This window comes from Salinibacterium sp. NG253 (assembly GCF_015864945.1).
In the GTDB taxonomy this organism is placed as follows: domain Bacteria; phylum Actinomycetota; class Actinomycetes; order Actinomycetales; family Microbacteriaceae; genus Rhodoglobus.
Window position 1 is genome coordinate 84,042 of the sequence record NZ_JADYWF010000002.1, and the last position, 12,641, is coordinate 96,682.

At 62.5% G+C, this 12,641-nt stretch carries 13 protein-coding genes; 11 read left to right on the forward strand and 2 right to left on the reverse strand.

Annotation, left to right across the window (positions count from 1 at the left end):
* Positions 1–38: 38 nt before the first annotated feature.
* From I6E52_RS10325 to I6E52_RS10340, 4 genes are all read left to right on the forward strand, one after another.
* Positions 39–464, forward strand: a complete 426-nt coding sequence (locus I6E52_RS10325) for a 1,4-dihydroxy-6-naphthoate synthase (protein WP_197157163.1) — start codon at positions 39–41, stop codon at positions 462–464.
* 82 nt (positions 465–546) lie between these two features.
* Positions 547–1,518 carry a 1,4-dihydroxy-2-naphthoyl-CoA synthase gene (locus I6E52_RS10330; protein ID WP_197126229.1) on the forward strand — a complete coding sequence of 324 codons (972 nt, stop codon included), beginning with the start codon at positions 547–549 and terminating at the stop codon, positions 1,516–1,518.
* A 102-nt stretch (positions 1,519–1,620) separates the two neighbouring features.
* Positions 1,621–2,751, forward strand: a complete 1,131-nt coding sequence (locus tag I6E52_RS10335; RefSeq protein WP_197157165.1) for an AMP-binding protein — start codon at positions 1,621–1,623, stop codon at positions 2,749–2,751.
* Positions 2,752–2,760: 9 nt separating this feature from the next.
* On the forward strand, positions 2,761–3,759 hold the full coding sequence (locus tag I6E52_RS10340) for a 1,4-dihydroxy-2-naphthoate polyprenyltransferase (RefSeq protein ID WP_197157167.1): 999 nt from the start codon (positions 2,761–2,763) through the stop codon (positions 3,757–3,759).
* A 6-nt stretch (positions 3,760–3,765) separates the two neighbouring features.
* Here the strand turns inward: I6E52_RS10340 and I6E52_RS10345 are convergent, their stop codons facing one another.
* The gene (locus tag I6E52_RS10345; RefSeq protein ID WP_197157169.1) at positions 3,766–4,116 is read right to left on the reverse strand and encodes a DUF4229 domain-containing protein; all 351 of its coding nucleotides are present in this window, start codon (positions 4,114–4,116) and stop codon (positions 3,766–3,768) included.
* Between the two features lie 54 nt (positions 4,117–4,170).
* On the opposite strand from I6E52_RS10345, the gene I6E52_RS10350 reads away from it, so the two are divergent.
* The 4 genes from I6E52_RS10350 to I6E52_RS10365 all read left to right on the forward strand — a co-directional run bounded on the left by I6E52_RS10350 (position 4,171) and on the right by I6E52_RS10365 (position 7,852).
* Complete coding sequence (locus I6E52_RS10350; protein WP_197126222.1) at positions 4,171–4,503, forward strand: PLD nuclease N-terminal domain-containing protein; 333 nt, start codon at positions 4,171–4,173, stop codon at positions 4,501–4,503.
* Positions 4,484–6,199, forward strand: a complete 1,716-nt coding sequence (gene menD / locus I6E52_RS10355; RefSeq protein WP_197157171.1) for a 2-succinyl-5-enolpyruvyl-6-hydroxy-3-cyclohexene-1-carboxylic-acid synthase — start codon at positions 4,484–4,486, stop codon at positions 6,197–6,199. The genes I6E52_RS10350 and menD overlap by 20 nt, the downstream gene beginning before the upstream one ends.
* Positions 6,200–6,270: 71 nt before the next feature.
* Entirely contained in the window at positions 6,271–7,095 is an 825-nt protein-coding gene (locus I6E52_RS10360; protein ID WP_197157174.1) for a polyphosphate kinase 2 family protein, read from the forward strand.
* Between the two features lie 112 nt (positions 7,096–7,207).
* Positions 7,208–7,852, forward strand: coding sequence for an arsenate reductase ArsC (locus tag I6E52_RS10365; protein ID WP_197157176.1), 645 nt, complete (start codon positions 7,208–7,210; stop codon positions 7,850–7,852).
* 32 nt (positions 7,853–7,884) lie between these two features.
* Here the strand turns inward: I6E52_RS10365 and I6E52_RS10370 are convergent, their stop codons facing one another.
* Entirely contained in the window at positions 7,885–9,138 is a 1,254-nt protein-coding gene (locus tag I6E52_RS10370; RefSeq protein ID WP_197157178.1) for an isochorismate synthase MenF, read from the reverse strand.
* A 127-nt stretch (positions 9,139–9,265) separates the two neighbouring features.
* Between I6E52_RS10370 and ubiE the strand changes: the two genes are divergently transcribed.
* Genes ubiE through I6E52_RS10385 form a run of 3 tightly spaced genes read left to right on the forward strand, consistent with a single transcriptional unit; the run spans position 9,266 to position 12,593 of the window.
* Positions 9,266–10,075 carry a bifunctional demethylmenaquinone methyltransferase/2-methoxy-6-polyprenyl-1,4-benzoquinol methylase UbiE gene (ubiE, locus tag I6E52_RS10375; RefSeq protein ID WP_307784473.1) on the forward strand — a complete coding sequence of 270 codons (810 nt, stop codon included), beginning with the start codon at positions 9,266–9,268 and terminating at the stop codon, positions 10,073–10,075.
* A 26-nt stretch (positions 10,076–10,101) separates the two neighbouring features.
* The gene (locus tag I6E52_RS10380) at positions 10,102–11,178 is read left to right on the forward strand and encodes a polyprenyl synthetase family protein (RefSeq protein WP_197157180.1); all 1,077 of its coding nucleotides are present in this window, start codon (positions 10,102–10,104) and stop codon (positions 11,176–11,178) included.
* A 56-nt stretch (positions 11,179–11,234) separates the two neighbouring features.
* Positions 11,235–12,593: an FAD-dependent oxidoreductase gene (locus I6E52_RS10385; RefSeq protein WP_197157182.1), complete on the forward strand. Its 1,359-nt coding sequence runs from the start codon at positions 11,235–11,237 to the stop codon at positions 12,591–12,593.
* Positions 12,594–12,641 lie beyond the last annotated feature (48 nt).

A 12,641-nucleotide genomic window follows, 5' to 3' on the forward strand; every position in this document is an offset into this window, starting at 1 on the left:
CCAGTCTGACAAGTTCCACTGTCAGTTAGGGTAATTGCGTGACTAATCCGGGGGATATCGAGCGCATTGCGACCAAAGTGGTGCCCTATTACGTCGTAGGCGTTGTCGACGACGAAGAAACTGAGCTGCCCGCCGACGGCGAGCACGAGCCGACCCCTGACGCCGAAGAGGTGCCAGTTGCGCGGCGATCACGCCCGCGGTGGCTGGGATTTGTTGCCGCAGCACTCGGCGTCGCCACTCTCGTCTTGTTCATCATCGCGATGATCGTCTCTGCTGGCGGGGACTACCCGAACGGCACTGCTCTGGCGTATGCCGCGATCGTGGTGTCAATCTCGGCCGCCATTACCGCCATGCTGTGTCTGATTTTCGGCCTGCAGCGCCGCTGGGCAGCATTTGGGCTTGCCGTCGCCGTTCTCTCGAACCCACTCATCGTGTTGTACGTGTTCCGCTTCTTCGGCAGCTAAAGGGTTCGTCGCGACGAACGAAAGCCGAACATCCCCGGTTCGGCATCAGCCTGCTCTGCACCCCGATGGTTAGGGTGGAGCCATGGCGCCTGTTTCTGAAATTTTCGACGAGAAGTTGTGGCGATCGGTCGCCGGGTTCGATGACCTCACCGACATCACTTACCACCACGATGTGAGCGGAACGATTGCGCGCATCGCGTTCGATCGCCCCGAAGTGCGCAACGCCTTCCGGCCACACACCGTCGACGAGTTGTATCAAACACTGGATGACGTGCGCCAGAATCCTCGCATCGGCGTCGTGCTTCTCACGGGCAACGGCCCGAGCGAGAAAGATGGCGGCTGGGCGTTCTGCTCTGGCGGCGATCAGCGCATCCGTGGCCGTGCTGGTTATGAGTACGAAGGCCAAGAGGGCGCAACGAATCCGACCGCTGCCGCCGGGCTCTCCGCGGCTGAGGCCGAGGCCGACGCGGCTGCCGCTGCGGGAAAGCGCCGCGCCGCCGCCGGACGCCTGCACATTCTGGAAGTCCAGCGCCTCATCCGCTTCATGCCCAAGGTCGTTATCGCTGTTGTGCCTGGCTGGGCAGCCGGGGGAGGGCACTCGCTTCACGTCGTCTGTGACCTCACTATTGCCAGTGCCGAGCACGCCCGCTTCAAGCAGACGGATGTCGATGTCGGCTCCTTCGACGCCGGCTACGGCAGCGCCTACTTCGCTCGCCAGGTTGGCCAAAAGTTTGCCCGTGAAGTGTTCTTCCTGGCCCGCGAGTACGACGCGCAACGCGCCCTTGACGCGGGAGCGATCAACGCTGCCGTGCCGCACGCTGAGCTCGAAGCCACCGCCTACGAGTGGGCGCAAACCATCATGACGAAATCGCCGACCGCTATTCGCATGGTCAAGTTCGCCCTCAATGCGGTCGATGACGGTCTTGTTGGTCAGCAAGTTTTTGCGGGCGAAGCGACCCGCCTCGCCTACGGCACCGACGAAGCCGTCGAGGGCCGCGATTCGTTCCTGCAGAAGCGCGAACCCGACTGGTCGCCCTTCCCTTGGCAGTACTAACGCCCGGAGAGCTCTAACGCCCGGAGAGCTCTAACGCCCGGACAGCTCTAACATTCAGACAGCTCTAACGCTCCCGCAGTTCTAACCCAGAGAGGTTTACCCGTGACCGCTGACACCACTTCGACCCGAGAACTCTGGTCTATCGACGCCCGCGATCCCCGCAAAGTCTGGGCGGCACTGAAGCCGGCACTCGACGGAACGGGAGCCGCGATTCTGCCGCACCCGGCCTCCCCCTCTGGCCTGCCAGAAACCGTGCCCGCGAACGTTGCGGTGATCGTAGAAACGAGCGGATCGACCGGCCGACCCAAGCGCGTGATGCTGAGTGCTGACGCCCTGAAGGCGAGTGCTGCGGCATCCGATGAGCTGCTGGGTGGCCCGGGGCAGTGGCTTCTCGCCGTGCCTGCGCACTACATTGCCGGTATCAATGTGCTGGCTCGCTCCTATTTTGCGGGCACCGAGCCGGTCATGATGTCGACGCGTGACTTCACCGCGGCCACCTTTGTGGAAGCGGCGGCCCAGCTCACGGGGGAACGGCGTTTTGCATCACTCGTGCCCGTGCAATTGGCGCGTCTTCTTGAGTCGGAAGAAGCCGTTGCGGCGCTTTCCACCTTCCAGCGGATTCTGGTCGGCGGCCAGTCGATCCCCGTAGCGTTGTTGGTGGCAGCCCGCGCTCGCGGTCTCGCCGTCTCGACCACGTATGGGTCGAGCGAAACCAGTGGCGGCGCTGTCTGGGACGGCGTGCCGCTGCCCACCGCGCAGGTGCGCCTCGTTGATGACCGCATCGAAATCGCTGGCCCCATGCTCGCCGAGGGATACCTTGACGATCCGCGGCGCAGTGCCTTCTCCTTCCGCGTGCAGGATGGCGTGCGGTGGTACCGCACCGACGATGTCGGCGAGCTCGTCGACGGCGTGCTGCGCGTGCGCGGACGAGCCGACGACATGATCATTTCCGGTGGAGTGAAGGTTTCCATTGCCGAGGTAGAGACCGCTGTGCGCACGCTACCCGGCCAAGACTCGGCCGTCGTCGTTGCCGCTCCCCACCCTGAGTGGGGTGAAGCCCCCGTAGTCATCACGACGCGGGCGATCGCTCTTGATGTGGTGCGCCAAGCGGTGGCAACTCAGTTGTCTTCGGCTGCTGCCGCACCTGCGCGCGTGATGCTGATCGATGAGATTCCTCTGCTTTCGACGGGAAAACCCGATCGACTCGCCTTAGCCACAGTCGTGCTTAAGTAGAATCCCTCCGTGGCCTCTCCTAAAAAGCAACGCATCGACCCCGCAACCGTTTCGACCGCTGCGGCGAAGAAAAAGAGCGGACGTCCCGGTGGGCGACCGCCCAAGGCGCCCAAGATTGCGAAAGCCACCGCGCGCGACTGGATCAGTGGTGCCCGCATCCAAACCCTGCCGTTAGCTTTTGCACCTGTCGCGCTCGGCACTGCCGCGGCCTACGTGCTTCCGCATGACGTTGATGGGGCCGGCTGGCACTGGGTTCGCGCGCTGCTCTGCCTCGTCGTTGCGGTCTCGCTGCAAATTGGTGTGAACTTCGCCAACGACTACTCCGACGGAGTGCGGGGAACGGATGACTACCGCGTCGGTCCTCGTCGTCTCACCGCTTCGGGTGCCGCTCGCCCGCGCACCGTCATCGCTGTCGCCTTTGCCTGGTTCGGTATTGCGGCTATCGCCGGACTCGTCATCGTTGTGCGAACCGGACACTGGTGGATGCTTGCCGTCGGCGCCGCGGCCATTATCGCCGCCTACTTCTACACGGGAGGCAAGCGCCCCTACGGCTACCTTGGTCTCGGCGAAATATTCGTCTTCATATTCTTCGGCCTGGTCGCCACTGTTGGTACCACGTTCGTGCTCGCCGGCACCGTGAACCTCGAGTCGTGGTTGGCAGCCGTTGCTGTCGGGTTGTTTGCCGTTGCAACCCTCATGGTCAACAACATCCGCGATATCGCCCAAGACAAGATTGCCGGAAAGCGCACTCTAGCGGTGCGGATGGGCAACCTGCCATCGCGCATCTTCTACGTCGTCGCGATGCTCGTGCCGTTCGGTATCTTGGGTGTGTTTTCGTTGCTCTACTTCAACGCTTACCTTGTGAACTTCGTGTTGCTCGTGGCGCTGCCCGCCTGCGTGATTGTGCTCACCGCAAAAACGCCAGCCGAGCTGATCTTGGCGTTGCGCCTCACCGGGCTCACCGCGCTGCTGTTCGGTCTAGGGCTCGCGGCAGCAATCGCGTTCTAAACGTCGTTATGAGGCGTCGCTGCGAGGCGTAGGTGTTGTGCTCTGATCGGCGGATGACGCGCTAGCGTCAGCGTCAGCGTCAGCGCTGGCATCCGCTTGCGCCTCAGCAACATCGTGGTCGACAGCGGCATCCTCGGCGTCACGGTCAGGATCGTGGCTGGGGCGCCCGCGACGGGAAGCAAGGTCGAGCGCCACCGCATCCCGAAGCTTCGAGAAAAACACGTACGAAATGGCGAATCCCAGAATTGCGGCGATGAGGGCGGCGATCCACGGCTCAACGTTCGCGATCATCAGCACGGTGAAGGCTGCGGCGAAGACTCCGACGCGGAGAAGAGAGTAGGAGATCCAAGGTTTCACGGCAACAGTCTAGGCTCGCAACCCGCGTGCAGACTGCGAGCATAGAATGGTCGCATGCCTCGCCTATTGGTAGTCCTCGCTTTCGCGCTCGTTGCGGTAGACGTGTTCTCCATTGTGGATGTGATCCTTACCGAACGCAGCCGGGTTCGCGCGATGCCGAAGGTGTTGTGGATCATCGTGATTCTGCTGCTGCCGGTCATCGGTGTTGTGCTCTGGTTCATGCTCGGCAAGGCACGTAGTGCCAGTTCTGGCCACACACGCAGCGTTGCCCCCGACGATGACCCTGACTTCTTGCGCAAGATGCGCCGCCAGGAAGAACAAGATGAGCGCATTCGCCGCCTCGAACAGGAACTAGCAGATCTCGACGATGACGATAAGACCAACTAACTCTCCAGCCACCAACTACTCGGTAGCCCTTCTCGAAGAGTTCGTTCGTCTCGGCGTTCGAGATGTTGTGTTGAGCCCCGGCTCACGCTCGCAGGCTCTCGCATTGGCGGCAGCCGAATTCGAGAAGCAGGGACTGCTGCGGTTGCGCGTGCGCATCGATGAGCGCGTTGGCGCCTTCCTCGCGCTGGGCCTTGCCGTCGAAACAGGTTCGCCCGTGCTGGTTATCACCACCTCGGGCACTGCCGTCGCCAACCTGCACCCTGCGGTTCTTGAAGCGCACCACTCGGCCGTTCCGCTGATCATTATTAGCGCTGATCGCCCCGATTCGTTGCGCGGTATTGGCTCTAACCAGACCACCCAGCAGCCCGGTATTTTCGGCACCGCTGTGCACAAGACGTGGGACGTTGAGGCGCCGACCGGTGCTGCTGGCGAGATGGATGCCGCAGCACAACTCGCTCGCGATGCGATCGCCGCGGTCGATGGCCCCGTGCACCTCAATCTCTCGTTCGACGATCCGCTCTCGGCCCCGTTCGTGTGGGAGCCGACCGCAGCAGACGTGGCCCCCGAGCCGGCAGGCACTCGCGAACCGGTTTTCCCTGACCTTTTTAGTGACCTCGACCCCGTCGTAGAGAACACCACTCACCAGTCGCCGGGTGCGCCAACGACTCTCGCTATCTCACCGTCGCCCGCCACCGTCGTTATTGCGGGCACCGGTGCTGGCCCTCGCGCCGAGCAGGTAGCCCGCGAACTCGGTGCACCGCTCATTGCGGAGGTCGCGAGCGGTGCCCACTTCGGGCCCAACCTGGTGGTCGCCTACCGCGAGCTGCTGAACGCCGCCAACTTCGGCGACCGAGTCGCACGGGTGATCGTGTTTGGGCATCCGACTCTCAGCCGAGAGATTCCTGCGCTTATTCAGCGTCGCGGTGTGCAAACCATTGTGGTGCGGCATCCTTCGGCCGACGACTACAACCCTGGCCGGTGCGTTCGCCTCTTCGTTGACGAGGTTTCGGTCTCGGGCGAAGCCACCGATCGCGCGTGGTTGGGTCGCTGGGTGATGTCGAGCCGTCAGTTGCTCGAAACCGAGAGCATCGCTCCTGATATCGAGGCGGATGCCGGAACCCACGCCAAGTCAGAACTCGCCATCGTGCGCACCCCTGTTGACCGGCGGATGCTCGCCGAAGCCGTCTGGCGCGCCACCTGGCCGCACGACCGCCTCGTCCTCGGCGCGTCACGGTTGATCCGCGAGGTCGACCGTGTGGTGCCGGGCAAGAAGATTTCGGTGCACTCCAATCGTGGCCTCGCCGGTATTGACGGCACGATCTCGACCGCTCTCGGAATCGCGCTCGCGAGCCAAGCCGAAGTCGGCAATGAGGGTGTCACTCGGGTGCTCCTTGGCGATCTGGCGATCTTCCATGACGTGGGCGCGCTGATGTTTGGCGTCGGCGAACCCCGACCGCGCATCCAAGTCATCGTCGGCAACGACAACGGCGGCACCATCTTCGACGGCCTCGAGGTGGCGAGCCAGGCTGGCGACAGTTTCGACCGGGTGTTGCTTACGCAACAGAATGCCTCCATCGAGGCGCTCGCTGTCGCGTACGGCTGGCGGTATGTTTCTGCGGCAACGCGCGGAGAACTCGATCAGGCATTGTCGGCTCACCCCGAGCCGACCATCATCGAGGTTCCGCTCGGGCGCTAACGCCCGAGGTTCTGCCTGCCGTCGAGCACTGTTTCGGTGGTGAACAGAAGCGTGCCGAGTAGCCTTAGGGCATGAGCACACTCACGCCTGTCACCGCCGATTTCGAGCTTGCCAGCATCGATCCGTCCTCCACTCCTGAGTTTGATGGCAGCAAAAAGGATGCCGAAAAAGCTCTCGAGAAGAACGGCGAACGTCTCGCTGCGCTTCAAGAGCGGCTCTTCGCCGAGAGCAAGTTCGGTGGCGAGCGCCGCGTTTTGCTCGTGTTGCAAGCGATGGATACCGCGGGCAAGGGCGGCATCCTGCGTCACGTGATCGGTGGGGTTGATCCGCAGGGCGTGCAGATTCATGCGTTCAAAGCGCCGACCGATGAGGAGAAGTCACACGACTTCTTGTGGCGCATTCGCAAGGAGCTTCCTGAGGCCGGGTTCATCGGTGTCTTTGACCGTTCGCACTATGAGGACGTGTTGATCCACCGCGTGCGTGGCTTCTCGACGCCCGAGACGGTCGAGGAACGCTACGGCATCATTCAGGAGTTCGAGAAAGAATTGATCGCGCAGGGCACGACGATCATCAAGGTCATGTTGCACATCGGCGCCGATGAGCAGAAGGACCGCCTGCAGGAGCGCCTCGATCGCCCCGAGAAGCACTGGAAGTACAACCCGGGAGACGTGGACGAGCGACTGCTGTGGGGTGACTATCAGGAGGCTTACGAGATCGCGTTGCGCCGTACGACGACCGAGAACGCTCCCTGGTATGTGATTCCGGCGAACCACAAGTGGTACGCGCGGTGGGCTGTTCAGCAGCTTTTGCTTGAGGCGTTGGAGAGCCTTGACCTGCAGTGGCCGAGCGCCGACTATGACGTTGAGGCTGAGAAAGTGCGACTCGCGAATAGCTAGTCGGCAGGCGTCAGGCTGGCGGTTCGTGAACAGGAAATGAATCTGCTCGCGAACACTCGAAAATACATAGATGTTCATCTATGCTTTGAGTGTTCAAGCGAAACGAGGAATCATGCGCACCCCATCTTCTGGTCAACTGCCGCTTACTGACCCCAACGATGTTCTTCGCCGTGGCGCTGAACGCCTTGCGGTGCAGTACGACGGCCTCGTGAGCGAGGAAACCATCGAGCGCGTTCTCTTCGAGTCTTACGCTGCGCTCGCGCGCACCGCGAAAGTCTCGACGCACCTCGCGAGCCTCTCCTACCGCTTTGCGCACGACCGTCTCGCCGCTCTCGCTCAGGCGAAGGGCGTGATTCCGAAGACGGTGCCCGAGGTGCTCTTTGTCTGTGTGCAGAACTCCGGGCGCTCGCAGATGGCCGCAGCGTGGCTGCGCGAGCTCGGCAAGGGGCGCGTTCATGTGCGCTCCGCCGGATCAGAGCCGGGCGCCAGCATCCTGTCTCTGGTCGTGGACGCGATGGCAGAAGAGGGCATCGCCCTTACCGACGATTTTCCCAAACCACTCACCGACGATGTCGTGCGTGCCGCGGATGCCGTGATCACGATGGGCTGCGGCGACGCCTGCCCGATTTACCCGGGCAAGCGCTACCTCGATTGGCAGCTCACTGACCCTGCCGACCTCGATATCGACGGAGTTCGACGGGTGCGCGATGAGATCCGCGCGCGTGTGGAAGAACTGCTGCGCGAGATCGCGCCGTAGCTTTCGGCGGCAGCAGCGGCTTCTCCGCGTCGCTACCCGAAGGCTTCGACGATGGGGCGGAACTTCAGTTCGGTCTCGGCGAGTTCCTTCTTGGCGTCAGAGCCCGCCACGACTCCCGCTCCGGCGTAGGCCGTGATGCGCGTACCGGTCACTTGAGCACAGCGCAACGCAACAGCCCATTCGCCGTTGCCGTGGGCATCCACCCAGCCAACCGGGCCGGCGTAGCGCCCGCGATCGAAGCCTTCGAGTTGATCGATGATGCGGATGGCATCGGGTGTTGGTGTGCCTGCGACGGCCGCGGTCGGATGCAGGATCTCGATCAGGTCGAGCGCGCTCGCGTGCTCCCGGAGCTGGCCATCGATGTCAGTCGCAAGGTGCCACAGGTTGGGCAGCTGAAGCGTGAAGGGCGCGGATGCCGCATGCAGTTCGCTGCTGAGCGGTGCGAGCGCATCCATGACGCTGGCAAGCGCGAGCGCATGTTCTTTCTGATCTTTGGGGGAGTTCATGAGGCTTCCGGCGGCTCGCCCGTCGGAGATGCGGTCCCCGCCGCGTGCGGCACTGCCCGCAAGCACGCGCGCACTGACGGCGCCGTTCTGCACTCGCACGAGGGTTTCGGGGCTTGAGCCAATGAGGCCGTCAACGGCAAACGTGAAGGTGTCGGGGTAGCGTGCGGCAAGGGCGCTGAGGGGGATTCGCAGATCGGCGCTCTCGGGCAGCTCAGCGTGCTGGTCTCGCGCAATCACGATCTTGGCTGCCGCGCCGTGCGAGATTTCGCGCAGGGCCGCTTTGACGGTCTTGGTGAAGCCTTTTGCGCTCATCTCGCCGGGGGTGAAAACGATGTGCACGGGGTCCCCGGCGGCCGCTCGAGGATCAGAGGGCAGACCATCGGAGGTCACGGGCAGGCCGCTGGCTTCTCCGGCGGTGATGGTGGTGACCCACTGGATGCCGTCGCGGCTCCCGACAACAATGCGGGGAATGATCAGCACACTCACGGCATCCGAAGAATCGGCGAACGCGAAGCTGCCGAGGGCGATCAGACCGGTGCCAGCGCGCTTCACGCTGTCGTGAATGATTGCGGTGCGCGAGAGTTCGTTCCAGGCGGCCGCGGCGTCGGTGAATCGGGTGGCACCTCGGAACTCGAGTCGCAGCAATTCGCCAATGCCGACAAGGCCTTCGCCGTCGCGAATGAAGCCGAGAGGATGCTGCGGGGTGATCCAGTCGAGTAGTCGATCGACGGATGCGGTTGGGCGCGTAACACTGCTCAGGACGGCATGGGTGCTAGCCATGGCACCTTCTCCGATTCTGCCCGTGACCGGACGGCTTTTGCCCCAACAATGTCTCCCAAGTATCAGAGTACCTGTCAGTTGCGGGCAGGAAAGTGAGCATCCGCTCTGAGCGCCCTAGACTAGAGGCGTGGGTAAGGCTGACATGAACAAGCGACCGGAAGACGTAGCCGGAATGTTCGATGGTGTCGCAAAACACTACGATCGCACCAATAACGTCCTCTCCGCCGGAAATGCGCTGCTGTGGCGCGCTGCTACGGTGCGTGCGGTTGCCCCAGAAGCGGGCGAACGCATCCTCGATATTGCGGCTGGCACGGGCACTAGCTCGGCAGCTTTGCACCGCAATGGTGCTCGCGTTGTTGGTCTCGATTTCTCGACCGGCATGGTCGAGCAGGCGCGCAAGCGTCACAAGAAGATCGAGTTCATTCAGGGCGACGCTCAGCAGTTGCCGTTTGGTGACAATGAGTTTGACGCCGTCACGATCAGCTTCGGTCTGCGTAACATTAACGATCCGCGCGCAGCGCTCTCGGAGATGTACCGCGTTCTCAAGCCCGGTGGCCGTCTGGTGATCACCGAGTTCTCCAAGCCTCCCGTCGCGATTGTTCGTGCCGGTTACTTCACCTACTTGAACCGCGTCATGCCGATCATTGCTGATCGCTCAAGCTCGAACCCTGAGGCCTACACCTACCTCGCCGAGTCGATTCGCGAGTGGCCCGACCAGGGCGAACTCAGCCAGTGGATTCGGGCTGCCGGATTCACTCGCGTTGCGTACCGCAATCTCACCGCAGGCATCGTTGCCATGCACCGTGGCCAGAAGCCTGTTGATGAAACAGTGCTGGCCTCCGTCGCTAAGCGCAAGGGCAATGCCACTCGTCCGATCAAGACGATCACTATGCCCAAGACGCCCAAGACCTCTTCTGACAGCACACCGAAGCCGTAGCGCTTCGCAAAAGAAACCGGTTGATAGTGAACCCGAGTGTTCCGTCTGCTCGCCGCAGCAACACCCTGAGCTCCTCACTGGGCTTGGGCGAGAAGCTCTTTGCCTCGAGCGATGAGCGTCGTTTCGCTGCCGCGATCGAGGAAGGTCTCAATCAGGTAGAGGTCGGCTTGCTCGATCAGATGGCTTTTGCCGACGAAGTTGCGGATGCCACGAGCCGCTACTTGCTCGAAGCTGGCGGCAAGCGCGTGCGCCCGGTGCTGGCGCTGCTCACTGCTCAGCTGGGTGACGGCAATAACGCTGACGTCGTCACGGCGGCTCAGGCTGTAGAGATCACTCACCTCGCTTCGCTCTACCACGACGACGTCATGGACGAAGCACAGTTGCGCCGCGGAGTTCCCAGCGCTCAAAGCGTGTGGGGCAACTCGGTCGCTATTCTCACGGGCGATCTCTTATTCGCGCGGGCAAGCAAGCTTGTTGCGGGCCTCGGCGAAGAAGCGCTGTTGCTGCAGGCGAACACGTTTGAACGGTTGTGCCTCGGCCAATTGCACGAAACTCTCGGCCCGAAGCCGGGCGAGAACCCCGTTGAGCACTACTTGCAGGTATTGGCTGACAAGACAGGCTCGCTTATTGCGACCGCTGCCGAGGTTGGCGTGATGTTCTCGAATGCGCCGGTGGAGTACACGAAGCCGGTTCGCGAGTTCGGCGAAAAGGTCGGCATCGCCTTCCAGCTCATCGACGACGTGATTGATCTGTCTGATGAGACTGGCAAGACGGGCAAGCAGGCAGGAACCGATCTGCGCAGTGGCGTTGCCACGCTGCCGTTGCTGTACTTGCGCGAGCTCGCCGTCACCAACAGCGATGCTGCCGAGTTGTTGACCCGCATTGAGCGCGACGTGAATGCCAACTTCTATGGTGAAGGCGACGAAGAAGCTCTCGATGCCGCAGTGACCGAGCTCCGCGAGCATCCCGTCACGAAGAAGACTCTCGACGAAGCCCGTCGCTGGGGTCGCGAAGCTGTTGATGCGCTTGCACCGCTGCCCGACGGTCCGGTCAAGAAGGCCCTCACGCGCTTCGCCGAAAACGTCGTCGAACGCTCGAACTAACTACTCCCCACTCGCCCGCGCCCCGGGCGCCCCGAGATGAACGGAAACGACAGCTGATGAGCAAACTGCGACTCGCCATTGTTGGTGCTGGCCCCGCCGGAATCTATGCCGCCGACATCCTGCTGAAGGCAGAGCGACAGTTCGAAGTGTCGATTGACCTCTTTGAGCAACTGCCGGCACCGTACGGTCTTGTTCGCTACGGCGTTGCGCCCGATCATCCGCGTATCAAGGGCATCGTGAATGCGCTGCGCGACGTGCTCGACACGGGCAACATCCGCCTCTTCGGCAACGTCACGTATGGCCGCGACATCACGCTCGACGACCTCAAGAAGCACTACAACGCGGTGATTTTCTCGACCGGTGCTGTGCGGGATGCCCCGCTGCCGATTCCCGGAATCGAGCTGCCAGGCAGCCACGGCGCCGCCGACTTCGTCAGCTGGTACGACGGTCACCCTGACGTGCCGCGCGAGTGGACCCTCGATGCGAAAGAGACCGCCGTCATCGGCAATGGAAACGTCGCGCTCGACGTCGCCAGAATGCTCGCTAAGCACGCGGATGACCTGCTGCCGACAGAGATCCCCGCCAACGTCTACGAGGGCCTCAAAGCGAGCCCTGTGACTGACGTGCACGTCTTCGGTCGCCGTGGACCGATGCAAGTGAAGTTCACTCCGCTCGAACTGCGGGAACTCGGCGAACTCAACGACGTCGACCTCGTCGTCTACGAAGAAGATTTTGACTATGACGCGGCCTCGAAAGCGGCCATCGAATCCAACAAGCAGATCATGGTGCTCGACCGCATCTTCACCAAGTGGCGTGGCCAAGAAAAGGGCACGGCGTCACGTCGCCTGCACTTGCACTTCTACGCGGGCCCGGTTGAGGTGCTTGGCACCGACCGTGTTGAAGGCTTCCGGTATGAGCGCACTAAGCCCGACGGCGAAGGCGGAGTGGTCGGCACCGGCGAGTTCCGTGAGGTTGCGGTGCAGAGCCTTTATCGCGCTGTTGGCTACTTCGGGTCGCCGCTTGACGGCATCCCGTTCGACGACCGCCGAGGCGTGATCCCCAACCGCGAGGGTCAAGTCATCGACGACAACGACGAACAGGTCAATGGTGTGTACGCGACCGGCTGGATCAAGCGCGGGCCAGTGGGACTCATCGGTCACACCAAGTCAGACGCGATGGAAACCATCAGCCACGTCATGAACGACCAAGCCAACTGGTGGGCTCCCGAGCATCCCGACGAGCAGTCCGTCATCGACCTGCTGAAGAGCCGGGGCATTGACTACACCAACCTGGCCGGCTGGCAGTCACTGGATGCCCACGAGATCGCTCTGGGCGAGCCTGAAGGCCGCGCGCGCATCAAGCTGGTTGATCGCGACGAAATGATTGCCGCATCCAAGAACACCGACGCCAGCTAACAGCGAGCTTCGTGCTGCTCGTTGCGGGTTGCAAGCGACGGGCAATTA

Bases quoted from the DNA above. Each gene is read 5' to 3' on its own strand.
- I6E52_RS10330 (WP_197126229.1), top strand. From the start codon at position 547: ATGGCGCCTGTTTCTGAAATTTTCGACGAGAAGTTGTGGCGATCGGTC.
- I6E52_RS10350 (WP_197126222.1), top strand. From the start codon at position 4,171: ATGCCTCGCCTATTGGTAGTCCTCGCTTTCGCGCTCGTTGCGGTAGAC.
- menD (WP_197157171.1), top strand. From the start codon at position 4,484: ATGACGATAAGACCAACTAACTCTCCAGCCACCAACTACTCGGTAGCC.
- I6E52_RS10360 (WP_197157174.1), top strand. From the start codon at position 6,271: ATGAGCACACTCACGCCTGTCACCGCCGATTTCGAGCTTGCCAGCATC.
- I6E52_RS10365 (WP_197157176.1), top strand. From the start codon at position 7,208: ATGCGCACCCCATCTTCTGGTCAACTGCCGCTTACTGACCCCAACGAT.
- I6E52_RS10370 (WP_197157178.1), bottom strand. From the start codon at position 9,138: ATGGCTAGCACCCATGCCGTCCTGAGCAGTGTTACGCGCCCAACCGCA.
- I6E52_RS10385 (WP_197157182.1), top strand. From the start codon at position 11,235: ATGAGCAAACTGCGACTCGCCATTGTTGGTGCTGGCCCCGCCGGAATC.